Annotated in this window: 10 protein-coding genes and 1 pseudogene; 2 read left to right on the forward strand and 9 right to left on the reverse strand. The window is 58.7% G+C overall.

Annotated elements, in window-relative coordinates; genetic code table 11:
• Positions 1 to 52: 52 nt before the first annotated feature.
• From AO068_RS13305 to AO068_RS13325, 5 genes are read right to left on the reverse strand one after another with little or no spacing between them, the layout of a single operon-like run.
• Positions 53 to 769 carry an ABC transporter ATP-binding protein gene (locus tag AO068_RS13305; protein ID WP_058401338.1) on the reverse strand — a complete coding sequence of 239 codons (717 nt, stop codon included), beginning with the start codon at positions 767 to 769 and terminating at the stop codon, positions 53 to 55.
• Positions 766 to 1,614: an ABC transporter ATP-binding protein gene (locus AO068_RS13310; protein ID WP_058408604.1), complete on the reverse strand. Its 849-nt coding sequence runs from the start codon at positions 1,612 to 1,614 to the stop codon at positions 766 to 768. The genes AO068_RS13305 and AO068_RS13310 overlap by 4 nt, the downstream gene beginning before the upstream one ends.
• Positions 1,604 to 2,458 carry an ABC transporter permease gene (locus AO068_RS13315; RefSeq protein WP_058408605.1) on the reverse strand — a complete coding sequence of 285 codons (855 nt, stop codon included), beginning with the start codon at positions 2,456 to 2,458 and terminating at the stop codon, positions 1,604 to 1,606. The genes AO068_RS13310 and AO068_RS13315 overlap by 11 nt, the downstream gene beginning before the upstream one ends.
• Complete coding sequence (locus AO068_RS13320; protein WP_044345200.1) at positions 2,455 to 3,465, reverse strand: ABC transporter permease; 1,011 nt, start codon at positions 3,463 to 3,465, stop codon at positions 2,455 to 2,457. The genes AO068_RS13315 and AO068_RS13320 overlap by 4 nt, the downstream gene beginning before the upstream one ends.
• Positions 3,466 to 3,485: 20 nt before the next feature.
• On the reverse strand, positions 3,486 to 5,063 hold the full coding sequence (locus AO068_RS13325) for an ABC transporter substrate-binding protein (RefSeq protein WP_057402987.1): 1,578 nt from the start codon (positions 5,061 to 5,063) through the stop codon (positions 3,486 to 3,488).
• 458 nt (positions 5,064 to 5,521) lie between these two features.
• Here AO068_RS13325 and AO068_RS13330 point away from each other — a divergent pair.
• Positions 5,522 to 9,228 (forward strand): annotated as a pseudogene (locus AO068_RS13330) (toxin VasX).
• A 148-nt stretch (positions 9,229 to 9,376) separates the two neighbouring features.
• Entirely contained in the window at positions 9,377 to 10,279 is a 903-nt protein-coding gene (locus AO068_RS28800; protein ID WP_161936588.1) for a hypothetical protein, read from the forward strand.
• 89 nt (positions 10,280 to 10,368) lie between these two features.
• Here the strand turns inward: AO068_RS28800 and AO068_RS13340 are convergent, their stop codons facing one another.
• The 4 genes from AO068_RS13340 to recC form a co-directional block, all read right to left on the reverse strand.
• Positions 10,369 to 10,779 (reverse strand): NUDIX hydrolase, encoded by a 411-nt coding sequence (locus AO068_RS13340; RefSeq protein WP_058408606.1) that lies wholly within the window; start codon positions 10,777 to 10,779, stop codon positions 10,369 to 10,371.
• Positions 10,780 to 10,906: 127 nt separating this feature from the next.
• Positions 10,907 to 13,000: an exodeoxyribonuclease V subunit alpha gene (gene recD, locus AO068_RS13345; protein WP_058408607.1), complete on the reverse strand. Its 2,094-nt coding sequence runs from the start codon at positions 12,998 to 13,000 to the stop codon at positions 10,907 to 10,909.
• The gene (gene recB / locus AO068_RS13350; RefSeq protein ID WP_058408608.1) at positions 12,997 to 16,689 is read right to left on the reverse strand and encodes an exodeoxyribonuclease V subunit beta; all 3,693 of its coding nucleotides are present in this window, start codon (positions 16,687 to 16,689) and stop codon (positions 12,997 to 12,999) included. Before recB ends, recD begins: the two co-directional genes overlap by 4 nt.
• The gene (gene recC, locus AO068_RS13355) at positions 16,686 to 20,162 is read right to left on the reverse strand and encodes an exodeoxyribonuclease V subunit gamma (RefSeq protein ID WP_058408609.1); all 3,477 of its coding nucleotides are present in this window, start codon (positions 20,160 to 20,162) and stop codon (positions 16,686 to 16,688) included. The genes recB and recC overlap by 4 nt, the downstream gene beginning before the upstream one ends.
• Positions 20,163 to 20,380: the final 218 nt, after the last annotated feature.

Here is a 20,380-nt window from a genome sequence, read left to right on the forward strand (position 1 = left end):
ATGTGTATCTTTTTTGTACCACTTTCGACGTAAATTTCTTCCGGGAAATCGATCAGTGGTTCGCCCCCGCCAATACGCCAAGTGCCGCACGATCAAGATGTCGCTCGACACGTCCCTCGCGGATCAACAGTGCCCTGTCACACAAATGGGCAATGGTATTCATGTCGTGACTGACCAGAATCATGGTCATGCCCGTGTCGCGACGCAGGGCCTGGAGAAGATTGAGTATTTCCGCCTGAACGGTCATGTCCAGCGCCGAGGTCGGTTCGTCCAGCAACAACAGTGCTGGATTCAATTGCAGCGCACGAACGATGGCAACGCGCTGACGCTGGCCGCCGGACAGTTGATGCGGGTAGCGATCGAGCATGTCACCCGACAGGCCCACCTGTTCCATCGAAGCAACCAGATTGGCCTCGTCGAAAGGAAGGCCGTTGATCTGCCGCGGCTCGCGCAGGCTGCGGCGGATCCGGTGCAGCGGATGCAATGATGCATAAGGGTCCTGAAACACCATCTGCACCTGCTGACGCAAGGTTCCCGTGAAGGCTTGCTGCGCGTGAAGCGGCTGCCCGAACAGGTTCACACTGCCCTGCCAGTCGCGCTGGAGGCCGGCGAGTACTCGCAGCAAAGTCGACTTGCCAGAGCCTGACGCGCCGATCAGACCGAAGCATTCGCCCGGTTCGATTCTCAACTCTGCCATCTGCAGTGCAGTAAAGGCATGCAGGCCACGCTTGAAGCTTACCGTCAGTTCATTGATATCCACCACGCTCATGGCAGCGCCTCCATTAGTTTGCGATCAAGGGTCGCAAGTGCCTGACCATAGGTCAGAGCAGAGGGCTGACAGCGCCATAGCGTCTGCGTGTAGGGGTTACTGGCAGTTGCCAGTTCGGCGGCGTTGCATCGGTCGACAATCCGCCCGCGGTACATGACCAGCGCCCGGTCACAATATTTCGCCACCAGAGGCAGATCATGACTGATCAGCAGTAACCCCATGTTGCGTTGTTCGACAAGGCCCAGAATCAACTCCAGAATCTGATCGCGCAGGCCGCTGTCGAGTGCCGAGGTGGGTTCGTCGGCAATCAAAAGGCGCGGATCATTGATCAGCATTGCGGCGAGCATCACCCGCTGCCCCATGCCGCCGGACAGTTCGTGGGGGTAGCTGTCATACAGGGCCAGCGGGTTGGGCAAGCCTACAGCCTCCAGCATGTCGAGTACTTTTTCGCGACGCTCACGGCGTCCCAGCCGGGTATGCAACACCAGCGCCTCTTCAACCTGAGTGCCGACCCTGAGCACCGGGTTGAGCGAATACCTGGGGTCCTGCAACACCAGTGACAGACGAGTACCGCGCAGGCCCTGCCATTGCTTTGCCGTAAGGCTGCGCAGGTCATCGCCTGCCAGGCTCATGTGTTCGGCGGTCACCTGACCGGGGCATGCGACAAGCCCCAGCAACGCACGCGCGGTGAGTGACTTGCCCGAGCCGGACTCACCCACCAGCGCGACCTTTTCAGTGCCCACAGTGAAATCGATCCCCTTGACCACCTCGATCAGTTCCGGGCCCGAGCCTGGAAAACCGATCCGCAAGCCCTGCACGTTCAACAGCGATTGTTCATGAGTCATGACGAGGATCCAGTACATCGCGCAGACCGTCGCCCAGCAGGTTGAAAGACAGGCTCGTCAGCAATATCGCGATTCCCGGTGCAGCGGCGACCCACCACTGATCAAAGATGACCCGGCTGCCGTCGGCAACCATCGAGCCCCATTCCGCAGTCGGTGGCTCGACACCCAGGCCAAGAAATCCCAGCCCTGCGGCGGCCAGAATGATGCCGCCCAGGTTCAGTGCTACACGCACGATCACCGAAGGCAGGCACAGCGGCAGGACGTGACCGATCAACAGACGCATGCCACGTATGCCCTGCAAGTGAGCTGCGGCCAGATAGTCGCTGTTGCGCAATACACTGGTTTCCGCCCTTGCCTGACGGGCATACGCGGGCCATGCCGTGAGCGACAGTGCCAGTGCCCCGTTGAGCAGGCCCGGCCCCAGAATTGCGACAAACGCCAAGGCCAGCACCAATTGCGGAAAGGCCATGATTATGTCGGTCAGGCGCATCAGGATTCGCTCGGCCCAGCCGCCGTAAAAGCCGGCAGTAACGCCCACCAGCAAACCGATGGGCAAGGTCAGCAGCAATACCAGCGTTACCAGCAGCAAGGTCGGGCGTGTGCCGTAAAGCAGGCGTGTGAACAGATCCCGGCCAAACGCATCGGTGCCCAGCCAGTGGGTGGCAGACGGCGGCAGCAGACGCCCCTGAATATTCTGCGTATTGGGATCAAAACCACTCAACAGCGGCGCCAGCAACGCCACAAGTACCAGCACCCCGATAATCGACGCGCCGATGAGTAATGCGGGTGAGCGACGCCATCCGCTGCGAGCCACTATATTGTCGAACGCTACGGAAACACTCATGACACCCCCCGTGTTCGCGGATCGATCATGCCAGCCAGCACATCGGCGATGCCGTTGACGACCACAAAACAGAGTCCGATAACCAGCGTGCTACCGAGGATCGCTGGTACGTCACCGGCAAACAACGCCGTGGTGAGGTAGCGGCCGATACCCGGCCAGGCGAAGACCGTCTCGGTGAGAATCGAGCCTTCGAGAAGACTGGCGTAAGACAGGGCAACGACGACCACCAGCGTCCCGGCAACGTTCGGCAACACATGGCGCAACAGCACCCGACCACGTCCCGCCCCCTTGGCCAGCGCAGTCACGACGTACTCCTTGCCCATTTCTCCCAGCAGCGCGGAGCGTGTCATGCGGCAAATGCCTGCCATCGAGTAAAACGCCAGGACTAGAACAGGCAAGACCAGATGACTGAAGGCGTTGGCCAGCGCGCCGCTTTCGCCAGAGCGCCAGGTGTCCCACAACATCAATCCACTGCTCAATTCAAGGGTGTACAGGTACGAATCGTCCAGACGGCCTGGCCCGCCAGTCCATTGCAGCCTGGCGTAGAACAGCAGGAGCATCAGCAGACCGAGCCAAAAGATCGGCACCGAATAGCCAATCAGCGAGACCAGCCGCACCAGCCCGTCAACCCAGCCTCCCGGCCGCCACGCTGCCAGCAGGCCCAATGACAGGCCGAGGGTACTGCCCAGCAGAATGGCCAGGGTCGCGAGCTCAAGTGTGGCTGGCAGCGCACGGCTCAAACCTTCCAGCACGGGCTGCCCGGAGGTAATGGAAACCCCAAGATCTCCTTGCCCCAGGTTGTCCAGATATCGACCGAACCGCGCTGGCCAAGGTTGATCAAGGCCCAGATCGGTTCGAACCTGGGCCAGCGACGATTCGCTGGCGTGATCGCCAGCAATCCTTAGCGCCGGATCGACTGGCGATAGAGTGGTCAGCATGAATGTGAAGAACAACAGGCCGATCAGTGTTATCGACAACGACAACAGTCCGCTGGCCGCCACTTTCACTCTGCGTGAAGCCCCTGCTCTCACTTGCTTTTGCTCACCTGATCAAAATACGGCAGCGAAACGGTGATGTTCTGTAACACACCTTGCACGCCGTCATGTACCGCGACCTGGTTCTGACCTTGCAGCGCCACGACAAATGGCGAGCTTTGCTGCACAGTTTTTTGCAGGTCGGTATACAGCGCAACACGTTTTTGCGGGTCACGTTCGGCAGCAGCCGTGCGGGTTTCCTGGCTCAGTTGCGGGATATCCCACTGAGTGCGCCAGGCGATGGTTTTCGGACCGTTGGCGACGTTGTAAGTGAAGGCGCTCGCGTTAGAGTGAGGATCCAGATAATCCATCCCCCAGTAGGTGAAGATCAGCTGAAAGTCCCGGGCGCGCATTTTCGCCAGTAGCTCGCTTTCTACCAGCGGACGCACTGAAATCTCTATGCCGGCTTTGGCAAAACTGGCTTGCAGCGCCTGGGCAATATCTGTGTAGGGAGGTTGATTGAACACATTGAGTTCGATTTTCGTGCCTTCGGCAATACCACCCGTTTTTAAGGCGGCCTTGGCTTTATCGACGTCCAGTTTGAACGGTTTGTCGACCAGCGAGCCGATGACGCCCTCAGGGAGGAATGCCTGGTGGACGCTGTACTGGTTTTTCAACAGATTTTTGGAAATGCCCTGATAATCAACCAGCCAGCGAGCAGCTTCCCAGAACGCCGGGTTCTTCAGTGCAGGCGCCTGCGTGCTGCCACTGTTGATGGCCAGGTAATAGATCATTGAGGACGGGAATCGCTGCACACTGACGCCCTTCTGCTTTTCCAGAGCGCTGAACTGGTCTGCGCCCAGATCGAACGCAAGGTCAGCATCGCCCTGCACCACCAACAGACGTCGGGTTGCCGGGTCAGTGACGTTCTTGAGGATTACTGTTTTCAGCTTGGGGGCCTTGATGGCATTAGGATTGGCCTGAAGAACCAGCGCCTCGTGCGGCACGTAGCTGCGCAGCGCATAGGAACCCGTACCGGCTGAATGATTTTTCAGCCAGCCGTTGCCCAGATCAGCGTCTTTCGTATGCTTGCCGACCTCTACCGCGTCGACAATGAAGCCCACTGGCGTCGCAGACAGAATGCTCAACGCAAATGAACTGCCTACCGCTGCTGGCCAGGAAATCTTCACATGCTGGTCATCCACCCGGGTCAGGAAGCTGTCGACGTTTTCCGCCGTCCAGCCCAACTCACCCAGGATGAATGCAGGCGACTTGTTCAGTTTGACCACGCGGCTCAGTGAGTAAATGACGTCTTCCGGGCGAACACTGTTGCCCGAGGCAAATCTGGCACCGTCACGCAGTTCGAAAACCAGACTCTTGTCGTCGTCACCCGCCTTCCATCTGGATGCCAGGGCAGGCACCAGGCTGGCCGGGTTCTGCCGGTCTGGCTCAAGTAAGCGCTGATAGATATTGGCCAGGGTATTGGTCGCGGTAATTTCAAAACTTTCGGCGGGGTCCAGGCTGGCAATGTCGTCTATCGAGCGCGCCACCACCAACGTATCCGGGGGCGTTGCAGCCCAGGCTGAACCGCTGATTGTGATTGCCATAGCCAGAGCTGTCAGACGCCGCATCGTGAATTCCCTTATGAGCTTGAGTTATTGGGGAATGACGATATAGCGCATTTGGTAATATAAAAAAGACTGTTTAGTCATTAACTTAGAACGTTTTTCCGGGTTGAGACGCTCGGGGATAGGGCTGCGTTGCGGTTTGGGGAGTGGTGCGCAATAGGTTGCGCAATCAGCGGTCGCTTTAGATCACTTAAGCGCTTGCGAGCCTCGCTTAGCGGCGCTTTGACGGCGTTGCGCAACATCTCGTAATCGCACGCAGAATCTCGCGCAGGTTTTATTGGATTTTCGACTGAAAAATCACTCTCGACTCAAATTTAACTCCTAACCTTTTGATTTAAATAAGTAAAAAATATTTGGCACTGTTCTTGTTAGCTTTCATGGCATTCAACTAGCCCAACTGTTCGTTTATGTCTGGGCCTCGACGGTATCGATTACCAACGCCAGAGCAGGGAATTCACACAATGACCAACGGCAGCCTGAGCGCTGGACCATCCTGCGAAATGGACAAACTGATCGTCCAGATCGTGGGCAAGAAGCACTCGGACCAGCAGCAGGTTTTGCTGGTCGGCCCTGATGGCAATCGAATCTATCAAGCCAAATCGGAAAGGCTGGTAAACGAGCTGTTCAGCAGCACCCTGAAAGTCTGGGATCACATCGACGGCGGGCGTCTTGATCTGCAAATCGCGACCCTTGAAGGCGAGCCGATTCGCCTGCCGTTGCTCAGTGGCACGAAAGTCACGCCGCGACAGGCCGATGCGCAGTTCAACCAGATCGTTCCGGTATTACCGTTCGTGGCATTGCCCGGTTCGAAAACGGTGGACGACATGGGTACACCGGTGCTGGCTCGCGCGGGTTATGTGTACGTGTTTTATCAGGAGAAGCTGTGGCGCGAGCTGGAGATCCACGTCAGCGAAACCGGCAACACGTATCACGACATCGACGTGGCCCGATATCGTCAGCAAAGCGGGTTTTTAGCGGGCGAGCGCAAGGCCACTGGCCAGGCGCTTGAGGACATCTGGCTGCCGGCACTCTGGAACAACCGGCACGTGCAGACGCTACAGTTGTGTTTCTCGGAAATACAGCTCAGCGCGGCACGCCTTGAGCGTCTGGAAAAAGACGCGGCTTCAAGAAATCAGCGCTGCAACAGCCCAGACCTGAGCGGGTCGAAAATGCGCTTCAAGGACCTGTACAAGGGCAAGCCCGATGGCAAGGCGATGCTCGATGCGTTTTCCGGCTTTGATGCCAAAAACCCTGTCGCCCAGGCACTCATCGCCCCGATCAAGGCGACCCGGCTGAATCTGCAATACAACGCGTTTCCGGTCAGCCTGGCTGCACCGCAGCGCGCCCGCCAGCCCGGTTATGAAAGGCTGCTCGATCATCCGGCGCGGTATCTGTGTGATCTGTCGGGGCAGTTTCCGGTCGAGTCCTTCAGAGAAGCCAAGGCATTTCTCGCTCAGGCTGGCAGAGGTGTTGCTGTGCAGGATGTCAGGCACCTGGAGCTGACAGCGATGGCCGACGCGCTGCTCGCCAGTTTGCCGATCGAAGCGGATGCCGAGCCCGTCGATGCGGGGGTGCTCTGGGAAGCACAGGCCGGTGTCGTCGATGTGCTGGAAAACGCCCGCCAGCGGCAGGTCTGCGGCGTGCTGCTGGACGATGCCTGCTATCGACTGCGTCATCTGCGGCAACGTGTCGATACGTGCCAGCAACTGTTCGCGCTGTGCGCCCGACACGCCGTTCTTCACCCACACCATGCCAGCGCGTTGCTGGTGCAGCAACTGGTGGTGCCGCGCAGTATTCGCGGTCAGGAAAACCCGCTGCATGCGGCGATGGCCAAGCTGCATGAGCCTGCGGTGGTCTGGCGGCACATGCTCAGTGCTCAGGACGCGCTGGTCGCCAGCCTTAAACAAAGCGCCACGGAGCAAATGCTGGCGGATCACCTGAGCCTGGAAGGTTTCGACTACGTGGCGGCGATGTATGAGTTGAGTCGGACGCTGGCGACCCTGGNGGCGACATGGTGGATGCGGTCACGGGGGTTGGGCTATGGGATCAGGCCGTGAGCCTTGGGCAGAAGTTTTTGAACCAGATCGCCAGCGATGACACGTCGCCCCTGCACCTCATGCTCTGGCCCGAATGCGATCTACAGACCGCTTGCGCGCCTTATGTCGTGCCGGTTACAGATGACGAGAACAAAGGCGACGGCCGTTTTCGCGCCACCGAACTGGCCCGTTTCGAGACTCAGCCAGCGCCTGACCCCATCGCCCAAGTCACACTGGACGCCACCACCCTCGCTAACTTGCTGGCGGGCGAAAGCCTGCAGAACTTCTTCCTGATCAACAACGGCAAAGCCACAACAGCGGCGCTGGTCGGGATCTTTGAAAACCTGCAAAGCGCCGCAGATGGCGCTGCGAACGCCGTCGCCAAAGCCAGCCAGACTCTTGCGTCAGCCAAAGGTAATGCAAACAGCGCCAATGCCAACGTCCGGGGCCGTTTGCTGGCTGACCGGGTCTACGTTCTTGCGGAGCCCACCAGCGCCGACAAGATCAATGTCAATCGCCAAGGCCGGGGCGTTCAACAACTGCGCAGCATGATGCCCGAGCATTTCGGTGCGGCCTTCCTGATCCGCCGTAATCAGGTCACGCCGCAACACTACGTATTCGGCCTGGAAGACCTGCCCGGCAGAGAGTCGCTGCCAAAAACACGTTACGGCGAATACCTGAGACCTGACGGAACGCCATTTGGCGACATCGCCCCACCGCATCCCTCTTCTACCCTCCTGCCCAAGGGCGACCATCTGGTGCTGGTGATCCCACGCGGCCACAAAACCGCGCAGGTGATCGGCGACATGAACCGAACGCTTAAAAAAGTTCGGGAAGCAGCAGGCGCGGTGGGTGACGCGGAGCTGGGTCATATTCGGGCGAAGAGCGGGCTGAGTGAGGCCATTGAGGGGCTGGATTCGGAGAAGAACAAGGCGGCTTATCGGGTGCTGGGGTCGACACCGTTCTGTCTGGCGGTGTTGATGCTGGAGGTTTGGAATGTGAGTTCGGAGGCGTCTGCTTGGGAGCAAACGGTTAGGGAGAAAAATAAATCTCGAGCATCCGGTGGCGTGCTTAGCGCCGGATTAGACTTGCTGATCGCATTAGAGGCCCTAGCCGTAAAACTTTCCGGCACACAGTCTGCTATTGCATTCTCAAGAAAGACATTAATAACAGTTTCAGAAACTCAGGCAAAACGCTGGCTTGGCACTTCACTTGGTAACATTTTAACTAAAGAGCTTACCGCCCGATTGATCTTACAGTCTCTATCTGGTGTAGCTTTGACCGGATTAAACCTCTACGACGCCTGGTCTGCTTGGCAGTGGAACGATCAAGCTACATACGGTTATCTGCTGATATCTACAGGAGGGTTAGCAGGCACACTGGGTACAGGATTTGGAGGAATGGCAAAGCTGTTCAAGCTAAATGTTCTGAGCTGGATCGCGTTACTGCTGATCGGTACAGGTATAGGGATAGTCGCCTTACTAAGTGCAACACCAATGGAATCCTGGCTGGCAAATGGCCCATTCGGGCAAAGCAATCAGACGAACCACTATTTAAACGACCCGCTGGAAGCATTCTATCGACTTGTAAATTTGCTTGCCGGCATCAATATCAACATCAGCAAAAACCCGAACTTTGATCCGCGAGCAGCATTTGATTTTCACGTAGAAATACCTCATGCGATAAGAAGTTCAGACACGATTATTCGCTTAGAGAGTCGTTTACCGGGTTTGATTGACAAGCTGGACGGCCTCAATATCCAAGCCGAATGTAGGCTGAAGCATGTTACCGACGTTTCGAGCAATGATGGGATGCCCTATCAGACAAATACGGAAAATGCTCTCAGACCAGAATTGCCTAAAGCCCAGCGCCTTTATCCTGAAGCTCTGGAGCTTTTTTTCTCCACACCAGCAAATACGGCTTTATCAACTGCCAATACGACCCATCATTTCGAGTGGGCAGTACGGGCACAGTTCACTCTGACACGTGGTGCGGAAAATCGATATTTCCCGGCTCCGCCGATAAAGGACGAAACCCAGTTTAGCGAGGCATGGACCAAACCAGACTTCAATAAGGTTAACAAACCATTTTGGGCAGATGAAATAACTTACAAGGCTGAGCCTAATGACTAAATCAATTCATAGGCTTTATTACGGCTCCCACTCATACAATCCAGACAACATCTTACGGCAATCATGTGCACTTAAGCCCCGTACTATCTTGTCTGGTGCCATACGCCTGCCTTGGTCCTCAACTCAGGAGGCAGTGCCTATTGAACTCATGAAAAACTTCACACCTGAGAGCATGAGATTTTGGCAAAAAGACCAGATAAAAGCGATACAACAGAAAGCTGAAAATACTTATGCACCGGCTATCTTTGAATCAGTTGACTTGCATCAAAAGTATGATCAAGAGCGATTCCGCTTTGCTCAGCTCCCGTTAAAAACGCAATTATGGATATTCATGCAACAGGGTGGAAAATGGTCTTTCATTATTTTATTTCCCATGTTCCTGCTCGTAAGCTTCTTGGGTATCAATAAGCCGACTGATTCAGCCATCACCCTGTACTTTAATAATATCATCGAAACATTTCCGATTCTTATGGGACCTTGGTTGGTCTTTTGGGTCGTCGGCCATATCGTCATCAATCACTTTCCCCGCATCTGGTTCCGTCCGCCAAAAGGCCCACTCTGGGAGCTCAATCGCAGAACGGGGCTGGTCACGATCTTCGGCTACAAACGACATCGAAAAGAAGGGGTGATCGACGAGTTCATCGCGCCGTTCTACGAGTTCGATGCCTACATGACTACCACGCATGATCGTCATGGCTGCTATCACGGTCTGATGCTCCAGCATCGCTACGAAGAGCAGTCCATCAACTTCCACGCACTGCTCAGCCCTGACGATTTCCAGCAACGCCCCTGCGCACTCTGGGACTTCCTGCAAAACTACATGGACACCAGCGGCCCGATTCCGGACATCCCGTTGTTTGAACCGTACCGGCACCTGGATCCGGTCACTGCCAGCTACGATCAGCAGCGCGGCCGCGACCCTCGCTACTGGATCGACATGGATGACGCCACGTTCAAGGCCGAGGTCGATGCCATGTGGCAGCGGGTTTATGCGATCGATACGTTTAGCCGCCCTAACCTTATGGCGCGGTATGTGGATTACGACCAATGACGATCGACAAAGCGGGCGAGCAGAATTGGACAGTTGCTATTGCATCAGAGGGTGCTGGCTAACTTAATCAAGAAGGGTTGAACGTACGCTCAGGCTTCAGCAAGGGTAATCCTTAGAAATTTCAAAGCTTCCTTGAACATCTGGTGCCATCTTTCGGACGGATCAGACATCAGCGGGTGCCAAAAAAACCTGAATTCATGCCCGCCATCATCTTCTGCAAAATGCACCCAGTTATCGGGCAGGTCCTGGGCCACGAGGCACTCGTGAAATGCCCAGGTGTGCCCGGTTACAGGGGAACGCCACTCACCCAAATGTCGCCTGACTGTCGCCTGAATACCGGCCTCTTCCATGAGTTCTCGTACAGCAGCCATTTCGGTAGATTCGCCTGGCTCCACACTGCCTTTTACCAGCTGCAGGCCTGCCAACGGGTGCTCAAACGCCAGGATTTCCAACGTTCCACGGCCTCTTACCACCACAGCGCAAGCTTTATCCGCGGTCATGTCCTTATACCTTTGCCTTGTTCAACGGAACTCTAGCCTAGTCGCCAGGCATATGGATTGTGGCCCATGACGGTCTACTTCGGATCTACGCTGCTCAGTAAAGATCAGGCTCAGAGCCTGAACGCAATCAAAGCCCCAACATCAGCCCACTCAGGCGTTTGACCTTGCGGCGCAGGGCTTCTTCGAAGATGCCCTGGCGGGGTTCGATCAGGCTGAACCAGTGTTTGGCGCGGGTGATGCCGGTGTAGATGAGTTCTTTAGTCAGTACCGGGTTGAGCGCTTCGGGCAGGATCAGGGCGGTGTGGGCGAATTCCGAGCCCTGGGATTTGTGTACGGTCATGGCGTACACGGTTTCTACCTCGTTGAGACGGCTGGGCAGGACGAAGCGCACGCCATCGCTGCCGTCGTTGCGCGGGAACGCGACACGTAGCACTTGCTTGCCGTCGCCGTCGCGCTCGGGCAGGCGCAAGGTGATGCCGATGTCGCCGTTCATCAAGCCCAGGCCGTAGTCGTTATGGGTCATAAGCACCGGACGGCCTTCGTACCATTGCTGTTCGCTTTCGATCAGCTTCGCGTTGAACAGCGCGTGAGTGATGCGCTGGTTCAGGCCCTCCACGCCCCACGGGCCTTTGCGCACAGCGCACAGCAATTGAAAGGCGTCGAAGGCGCTGAGTACCAAGCGCGCCCATCGCGTCCAGCACTGGTCGTCGAGAGCCGAATCATCGGCGGGACGCCCGGCGGCGAGTACGTTCAGGTAATGGCGATAACCCTGCGGGCCTTGCTCGCCTCTGCCAAGCCCGTCGAGGACCAGGCGTTCGAACTTGAGGTCCTGCTCGCCCTTGAGGGCCAGGGCGAACAGGTCGTCGTGACTGCCAGCCGCAAGCAGCGCGCGGGCCTGTTGGTCCTGCTGCTGGTTGACCAGTCGGGCCAGCTGGCCGATACCGCTGCCTTGGCCAAAACGACGCGAGTGGCGCAGCATCACCACTTGTTGTGCCAACGGGTGCTGCTGCGCATCGCCTTGGCGCAAGGCGCCTTTGCTGAGGTCTTCGCCGCTGACGGCTTCAAGCCAGGCCTGAGTTTCAGCACTGTAAAAGCCTTCTTCAGCGTCGCGACACAAATCGCCCAGAACGGCACCCGCCTCAACGGAGGCCAACTGGTCCTTGTCGCCGAGCAGCACCATGCGCGCATGCGGCGGTAATGCGTCGAGCAGATTGGCCATCATTTCCAGGTCGATCATGGATGCTTCATCAACCACCAGCACGTCCAGTGGCAGTAAGTTGCCTGCGTGATGGCGGAAGTGCCGGGTACCGGGGCGACTGCCAAGCAGGCGGTGGACGGTGGTGACTTCGCTGGGAATTTTCTGGCGCACGTCGTCGCTGACGTCCAGGCTCTGCACCTGCTGGCTGATGGACTCGGTCAGCCGGGCCGCCGCCTTGCCGGTAGGTGCCGCCAGACGGATGCGCAACGGCTGACCACTCTGCACCGCAGGGGCCTGCAATAACGCCAGCAAGCGCACCACGGTGGTGGTCTTGCCGGTGCCGGGGCCGCCGGTAATGATGCTGAAGCCCTTGCGGGTCGCCAGCGCGCAGGCAAGTTTCTGCCAGTCGATAATGGCTTGAGGTGCTGAGTTCGCAGGCCCGAACAGGGCATTCAGGCGCTGCGGGAGATCCTCCGGTGGCGCTTCGCTCTGCGCCAGGCGCTGACGCAAGGCTGCGGCGATACGCCGTTCATAGGTCCAGTAGCGGCGCAGGTATAAACGTCGCTCGGCAAGCACCAATGGTTTTTGCAGCGCCTCGACACTTGAATCGCCCACCTCGGCAACCAGCATGCTGTCTGCAAGCGCCTGGCACCACGCGGCGCCATCCAGCGCGGCCAACAGTTGTGAGGGCAGCAGCATTGTCCCGCCTTGCTGATCGCCCTCAGGTGGCAATGACAGGGCGAAATCCGGTTCTTTCAGGGTTTCGTACAGATCAAGGCAGACATGGCCGTGGCCGAGTTGATGACTGGTCAACGCCGCAGCGACCAGCACCAGCGGATCGGCCTGCGGATCGAGGTCGCTGAGAAACGCGACAAATGCTTTGTCCAGCGCACGCAACCAGCCGCGCTCGACCCAGCGCTCCAGCAGGATCAACAGATCGCCGACGCGCGTCAGCGGGCTCAATTCAGCGAGGCTGATGTCGTCCAGCGCGGTGGGCAACAGATCGTCAAACGAGCGGCTCATGCCAATGCTCCCGGCTGGTCATGCGCTAACGGTTTACCCTGAAACAAAAGGTCCAGGCTCTCGATAAGTTCGCGTGGCGGACGGACGAAATACGCACCTTGAGAGGCGGAGCGGCTGCCGCGCAGGAACAGGTACAGCGCGCCGCCCATGTGCTGGTCGTAATCATAGTCGGCCATCCGTGCCTTGAGCTGACGATGCAACGCCAGCAAGTACAGGACGTATTGCAAGTCATAACGTTTGTCGAGAATGGCCGCTTCCATCGCCAGTTCGGTGTATGCAGTGTCGTCGGTGCCCAGCCAGTTGGACTTGTAGTCAGCCACGTAATAACGGCCTTCGTGTTCGAACGTCAGGTCGATAAAGCCTTTGAACATGCCGTTGAGCGAGACCGTTTCGGTCGCCGCCCGCGGCGCGTTGTTGTGGGTGAAGCGGCGCACAAGAGCGTCCATTTGCGCCACATTGACGTTGTTGCTGGCGAACCAGAATTCCATCTCTATGCGGTACTGATTGGGCTGGTCCAGCTCACCCAGCGCGACCGGTGTGGCATCCGGCGACAGACGCAACGGCATGTTCAGCATGTGCTGCAGCCAATCGCTCAGGGTATTGATCCAGCCCGCCCAACCGCGCCGATTGCAGCGCCGGGCAACGGCGTCCTGCAGTTTGTCCGGCGCGTGCGCGGTCACCGCAAAACCTTCGTTGCCTGCCCACTCGAGCAGCCCGTGCAGAAAGGTGCCGGGGTTGGGGCCACGCGGAAAGCGGTGGATATCGCCGCCACTGGTCAAAATGTCACGCGGAGCTTCAGGGTCCAGGCGCTCGTCGTCGAACAGCTTCTGTGCCTGCGGGCTGTCAGGCGATTCATCGGCACCGGCAGTTACAGTGTCGCCGATACGCAGGGCGCTGTAGGAGGCGATCCACCAGTTCTCGGCAGCGCGACGTTTGGGTACCAGCAGCTTGACCAGCGCGGCTTCGTTGCGCGGCGCGCTGAAGCGTTCGTCAGTGGGCTCGGGAACAGGCTGCAAGGCAATCGCATCGCAGCCTTGCGCGAGATCACGCAGCCAGACTTTCAGCTCTGCCGGTTCGGCCAGCGCTAAACCGCCACCCAGCAAATAACCCAACGCAGAACGGTGCAGCATCGAATTGCTGGCATTGCCGCGTTTGAGGTCGGCAACGCCCAGCCAGCAAGCGTGTTCGGAACGGGTCAGCGCCACGTAGAGCAAGCGCAGGTCTTCGGCCAGACGTTCGTCATCGGCTTGCTGAATCAGCGCTTCGGTGGGCTGCAGGCTGATCTGCGATTTGCCGTCGGCGTCATGAAACTGCAGTGGCAGGCGACTGCCGTCCACGGGTTTCGAGGAGCAAATGAATGGCAGGAACACCAGCGGATATTGCAGGCCCTTGGACTTGTGGATGGTCACCACCTTGACCAGTTGCTCGTCGCTTTCCAAGCGCAGGATCTGTTCTTCGCCAGCCTGACCGGACAGCGCCAGGTGGTCGCCCAGATGCCGAATCAGCGCCTGTTCACCGTCCAGTTCGGCGGCGGCCTGCTGCAGCAGTTCAGACAAGTGCAACAGGTTGGTCAGTACTCGCTCACCGTCGGTGCGCGTCATCAACGTCTGCGGCAGGGCGAAGTCGTGCAGCAGGCGGCGCAGCATTGGCAGGACGCCCTGACTGCGCCACACGGCACGATAGCCACGGAACTGCATGACGCGCCGTTCCCACGCCAGTTCGTCCTGATTCAGACGCTCCAGCTCGGCCAGCGGCAGGTCCAGCGTGATACACGCCAGCGCGGCACGCAGCGTACGTTCGGAATCGGGCTCGGCACAGGCTTTGAGCCAGGACAGCAGGTCGTGGGCTTCCTGAGCGGCGAACACTGAATCCTTGTCCGACAGATAAACGCTGCGCACGCCACGCGCGGTGAGTTGCTGACGCACCGCCTGCGCTTCCTTGCCATCTCGGACCAGAATCGCAATGTCGGCCGGACGCAGCCCGCGCAGCGGTTTATCAAGCATGGCGAAACCGGCACGGCCCTGTTGACCGGCGTTGAGCAGGCGCACGATCTCGCTGGCGCAACTGGCCGCCAACTGTTGGCGATAAATAACCCCGGACACCGGCTGTTCGCTTTCCAGATGCCAGACCATCAGTGCAGTCAGTGGCGCGCCGTCGACTTCCAGGATCTCTTTGCGACCCTGGGCCAGCGCATCGGAGAACGGTACCTGATTGCCTTGATCATCACGAAACAGGAACGCTCCGCGACCTTGTGTACGTTGCTCTGCGCGCGTGAAGACATGGTTGACCGACGCGACCATTGCATGGCTGGAGCGGTAGTTGGTGTCCAGCGTGTGCCAACGGCCATCGGTGGCCTGCCGGGCGCGCAGGTACGTATAGATATCGGCACCGCGAAACGCATAGATCGCCTGCTTGGGGTCGCCGATCAGGAACAGCCCGGTCTGCTCGTCGTTACCTTCAAGGCGATAGATGCTGTCGAAGATCCGGTACTGCACCGGGTCGGTGTCCTGAAACTCATCGATCAACGCTACTGGAAACTGCTCACGTATCAGGGTGGCCAGACGTTCGCCGCCAGCGCTGTGCAGGGCGGCATCGAGCCTGAGCAACATGTCGTCAAACCCCATCTCGGCGCGACGCCGCTTCTCTTCTTCAAAGCGGGCGCTTACCCACTGCGCCGCATGCTGCAACACCGCGGCATCCGGCTTGGGCAGGCTGTCCAGCGCAGCTTTCAGCTGTGCCATGGCCTCGAAAGCAGGATGTGAAGGCGGATCACTTTTCCAGGCTTCGGCAACACCTTCCGGGGTCAGGCGAGTGAAACCGGTTCCTAGGTCCAGCGTTTCCTGTGTGTCGTCAGCGGCCCATGCGGCAAGCTTTTCAAACCAGGGCTTGAAGTAGCGCTCCTGCATCTTGCGGCCATCGACCACTTTGCGGGCTACGGCGTCCTGACAGAGCGCATACAGCTCTTCAGCCCAGGCGGCCCAAGGCGCTTTCAGGGCAGCGAGCGCTGCTCGGCGCTCCTGCAATGACGCCTCGATCAGTTCGGCGGGCTCTTGAGTGAGCGGGCTGCGATCACGACCAAACAAACCTCGCACACGCGGCAACAACGCCGCCGGACCGCTCAGATTTTCCCGCACCCAGGTCAACGCGTCGCCGCTCATGGGGTAGCAGAAGCGGCGCCAGTAGTCGCGCAGCACTTCACCGAGCAAATCGCTGTGGTCGGTTTCCAGGGTCTGGGTGAACAGGCTGCCGCTGTCGAATGCGTGCTCGCGCAACATGCGCTGGCACCAGCTGTGGATCGTCGAGACGGCGGCTTCGTCCATCCACTGTGCGGCGATGTCCAGACGGCTGGCACAGGCCGGCCACTGCTCGGCCTCGAACTGCTCGCGCAGCTCGGCAATCAAACCGTCAGTTGCGGCAATCTCGTCACGAAAGAACCGTGCTGCTTCCGCCAGCCGGGTACGAATCCTGTCACGCAGCTCCTTGGTAGCGGCGTCGGTGAAGGTCACCACAAGGACCTGCGGCGGCAGCAATTCACGACCAAAGCCTGACTGTTCGGTGCCGTGGCCAAGCACCAGACGCAAGTACAGGGCGGAGATGGTGAAGGTCTTGCCGGTCCCGGCGCTGGCCTCGATCAGTTGACTGCCGCGCAGCGGAAAACGCAGCGCCAGAGGAAGGGATTGTTCGTTCATGCGCCCCCCTCCCCGCCAGACAGCGACTGCCAGGGTGCATCGTAAACCGGTTTGTAGAGCGTCTCGCACCAGCCTGCAAACTCTTCACTGTCGACCAGCGCGTCAAAGTCCGGAAACTGTCGGGCCAGCGCGGTGCTTTCGCGGCGCTCGCCATCAGTGGTCTGCCCGTCACCCTCGTAGGCTTTACGGGCTGCCGCTTCGGCTTTGTCGGCGGGCTGGCCCAGCCAGACAAATGCAGTTTTGACGGCGACTGGCAAAGGCTCTTGCATGCCACGCAGCCAGGCCATCAGCAAGTGATTCAGGGTGGTTATGGCCGCGTCCTTGTCCAACGGATCGAGCATGAGGGTTTCGTCACTGGCCACCAGTGCCGTGTGCAAAGGCAGCTCGCAGGCGCAGGCCACCAGGTGATTGACCCACGGCCGAATCAGCCGGTGCCATTTGCGCGTCTTTTTCGAGCCGATGCTGTTGGGAATCGCCGTGACCAGCAACAGCTCACCACCAGCGTTACGGTGCAGTCCGCCAAGCCAGCCATCGATACTCACACTGCCATGGCTGAAGCTGATCGGTAATGCGCTGCTCAACGTTTCGGGCCAGAGGGTCAACAGATCGTGGTAACGCTTGAGAACGTCTGGCAACGGCTCGATCAGTTCGTCCTGCATCAAGGTGCCAAATCCCGCGAGCGGCAGCAGGCCACTGGCTTGAAGTTTCAGTGCCTGGGCTTTCAGGGCGACATCCATATCGTCAGGGGAAGCCATCGCTGTGCTGAGCAGGCTTTCACTGAGGCCGTAACGCTCAAGCGCATCGAGCACAAACGGTTCCTCATCGGCGAGCGGCGCTTCGGCGACTTCGAAATAGATCTTCAGGCGCTGGCTGAAGAAATGCTTCACCGGGTTTCTCAGAAAGTCCTGTAACTGTGCAATGGACAGCGGTTCTTCCTGCTCATGGGGGGAAAGCGCTTGAGGTACGGGCACCTGAAGGTCGGTTTCATGCAGCAGGCGCCACTCGCGGGCGAAGCTGAAATACCCCGTGCCTGCATGGAAGTAATTGGCACTGAAAGGCTGCAGAGGGTGATCCACAGTCAGCGCGTTCAGCAAACGCTCACCATCGTCCTGCTTGCCGTCCGGGTCGGTCTCGCCAGCCAGCTTCCAGCCACTGGCCAAGTGATCGCGCAATTGGCCAATCAGCACCGATGCAGGACGCTCGCTGTTGTCCCGAATGCTGTGGCCAACCCAGCTGATATAGAGCTGGTCTCTGGCCGATAACAGCGCTTCCAGCAACAGGTAGCGATCGTCTTCACGCCGGGAACGGTCGCCGGGGCGGTAATCGCTGCCCATCAGGTCGAAATCCAGCGGCGGTTGCGCGCGCGGGTAATCGCCGTCATTCATGCCCAGCAGGCAGACCACTTTGAACGGAATGGCACGCATGGGCATCAGCGTGCAGAAGTTGACCGAGCCTGCCAGAAAGCGTTGCGACAGACGCCCCTGATCAAGCCCGTCCAGCCAGGCCTCACGCACAACGGTCAACGGCAGCTCATCGGTCAGCCCTACCGCGTCACAGGTTTCCAGCCAGCTTTCGCGCAGTGTTTCAAGTTGAGCGAGCAGGTAGTCATCGTGTTCGCTGTCGGCGAGGAAGAACAACTGCAACAGCGATTGCAGACGCGTTCCCCAGGCGTACGGAGTTGCGGGTGTCGATAATTCCGTATGAGCCACCTGAAGCGCGTCAATCAGCGCTACCAGTGGGCCGATCAATGCGGCATCAAGCCCGCCAATCTCATCGTACGGCTCGATGCCGTCGTAAGCCGCACCTGCTCCCACGGCGTAACCCAGCAGCATGCGACGCAGGCCGAAATGCCAGCTGTTCTGCTCCAGCGCATCCGGCAAACCCAGACCTGCACGCTGCTGTGCGTTAAGACCCCAGCGAATGCCGGCACCCTCTATCCAGCGGTGCAGCGTTGGCAGATCGCGCTCCTGAATCCTGAAGCGCGCGCGCAAGGCGGGAACGTCGAGCAGGTCAAGGATTTCGCTGACCGGAAAGCGACTGTCCGGGAGTTTTAGGAGGTGTTCAACGGCAATCAGCAAGGGTTCGCGGCCACGTTGCCCCTGGTCGGCCAGCGTAAAGGGAATGAAGCGACGATCTTCGCGTTCGATTTGCCCGAATACCGCTCGTATGTGCGGGGCGTAGCTGTCGATATCCGGGACCATGACAATCACATCACGCGGGCGCAGACCAGGGTCTTTGCTGAACCGTGCCAATAGCTGGTCGTGCAGCACTTCCACTTCGCGCTGCGCACTGTGCGCAACATGGAAACGGACCGAGCGATCTTCCAGCGGATCGACTGCCGGCCAGAGCTCACGGGTTTCATCCAGCGGGCGCAGCTCGAGAATATCATCCTGCAACTGGTTCAGCAGATTGGTGGGCTCGACTTCACTGAACAGATCAATCCGCTCGTCCTTGAACGAAGAGCGGTAGCTGCGCGGATCATCATGGCTGTCCAGCAAATTGATGTAATCGCGCCCCTGCTTGCCCCAGGCAGCGAGCAGCGGATGAGCATGCTGATGCAGCGCTTGCGGGTCGAGGACCATCGGCATTCCGGTCTTGCGCGCCTGGCGTTTGTACTGGTGACGCAGCAGGTCTTTGTCAGCAACGATATCAGCCCAATGATGGCGACACGGGTTGTGAACGCAGAGCAGAACCTGGCTGAACTTCGCCAGACCCGCCAACGCCTCAAGCGCTTGTGCGGGCAACGACGAAATGCCAAAAACGATGACCCGTGCCGGCAAGCCCGGCGGCGCTTCGGTCATGGTGCCGATGCGCTCGATGAAACGCTGATGCACGCCCGCGCGGCTCTGCGACATCCCTTCAGCCCCGACGTCGTCCAGCAACGCACGCCACAGTTCGGCCTGCCAGCAATTGGCAGCTGACAATGGTCTGGACTGACCTCGTACGTCGCGCAATTGATGGCGGCCAGCGGCCCAGTCTTCCAGCCAGTCGGCGCGGTAAACCTGATATTGGTCGAACAGATCTGACAGGCGCTCGGACAATTGATAGCGCTTGCGTAGATCAGTGTCGTCGGTCAGGAAACGCTGCAGGGGCTCAAAGTGCGGCTGATTGATGAGTTCAGGGAGCAAGCGCATCAAGCGCCAGGTCAGCGGGGTCTTGTCGAGCAAGGAAGTCGAGGGGATTTCATCGCTTCCGAGAACCATGCGGTACAGCGTCCACATGAAGCTACCGGGCAATTGGACGTCTATGGCTGCGGCAATGCCACAGCCGCCGCTATCTTCATCCTGAGCGTCCTCGGCCAAGGCCAGTTTCAACCACTGCGCAATGCCGTTGCTCTGCACCAGAGCAATCTCGTTTTCCAGGGGGGCCAATGGATAACGTCGCATCCACGACACAACCAGGCTGCGCAGCTCATCCGGGCGGTTGCCTTGGACCACCATGAAACCTGCACTCAGAGAGGTTGTAACGGACATGCTTGCTTCCTTGACCGGTGCGTAGAACCTGATGCCGAACCATAAGGGCAAGCGCGCTGGATTGCCATAAGCATGTTCGTCTGAATGACTGCCGGAGAGGTGGGATTATGAGTTCAGGAGAATGCAGAGGTTTGTGGAACCCCAGACAAACAAAAACCCTCAACGCGTAAGCGATGAGGGTTTCTGGAATTTAATCTTGACGATGACCTACTCTCACA

The sequence above is a fragment of the Pseudomonas sp. ICMP 3272 genome, assembly GCF_001466905.1.
GTDB lineage: Bacteria > Pseudomonadota > Gammaproteobacteria > Pseudomonadales > Pseudomonadaceae > Aquipseudomonas > Aquipseudomonas amygdali.

What these genes read in the sequence shown, in the direction of transcription:
- AO068_RS13305 (WP_058401338.1), bottom strand. Translation starts at nt 769, where the DNA reads ATGAGCGTGGTGGATATCAATGAACTGACGGTAAGCTTCAAGCGTGGC.
- AO068_RS13310 (WP_058408604.1), bottom strand. Translation starts at nt 1,614, where the DNA reads ATGACTCATGAACAATCGCTGTTGAACGTGCAGGGCTTGCGGATCGGT.
- AO068_RS13315 (WP_058408605.1), bottom strand. Translation starts at nt 2,458, where the DNA reads ATGAGTGTTTCCGTAGCGTTCGACAATATAGTGGCTCGCAGCGGATGG.
- AO068_RS13325 (WP_057402987.1), bottom strand. Translation starts at nt 5,063, where the DNA reads ATGCGGCGTCTGACAGCTCTGGCTATGGCAATCACAATCAGCGGTTCA.
- AO068_RS28800 (WP_161936588.1), top strand. Translation starts at nt 9,377, where the DNA reads ATGAAAAACTTCACACCTGAGAGCATGAGATTTTGGCAAAAAGACCAG.
- AO068_RS13340 (WP_058408606.1), bottom strand. Translation starts at nt 10,779, where the DNA reads ATGACCGCGGATAAAGCTTGCGCTGTGGTGGTAAGAGGCCGTGGAACG.
- recD (WP_058408607.1), bottom strand. Translation starts at nt 13,000, where the DNA reads ATGAGCCGCTCGTTTGACGATCTGTTGCCCACCGCGCTGGACGACATC.
- recB (WP_058408608.1), bottom strand. Translation starts at nt 16,689, where the DNA reads ATGAACGAACAATCCCTTCCTCTGGCGCTGCGTTTTCCGCTGCGCGGC.
- recC (WP_058408609.1), bottom strand. Translation starts at nt 20,162, where the DNA reads ATGTCCGTTACAACCTCTCTGAGTGCAGGTTTCATGGTGGTCCAAGGC.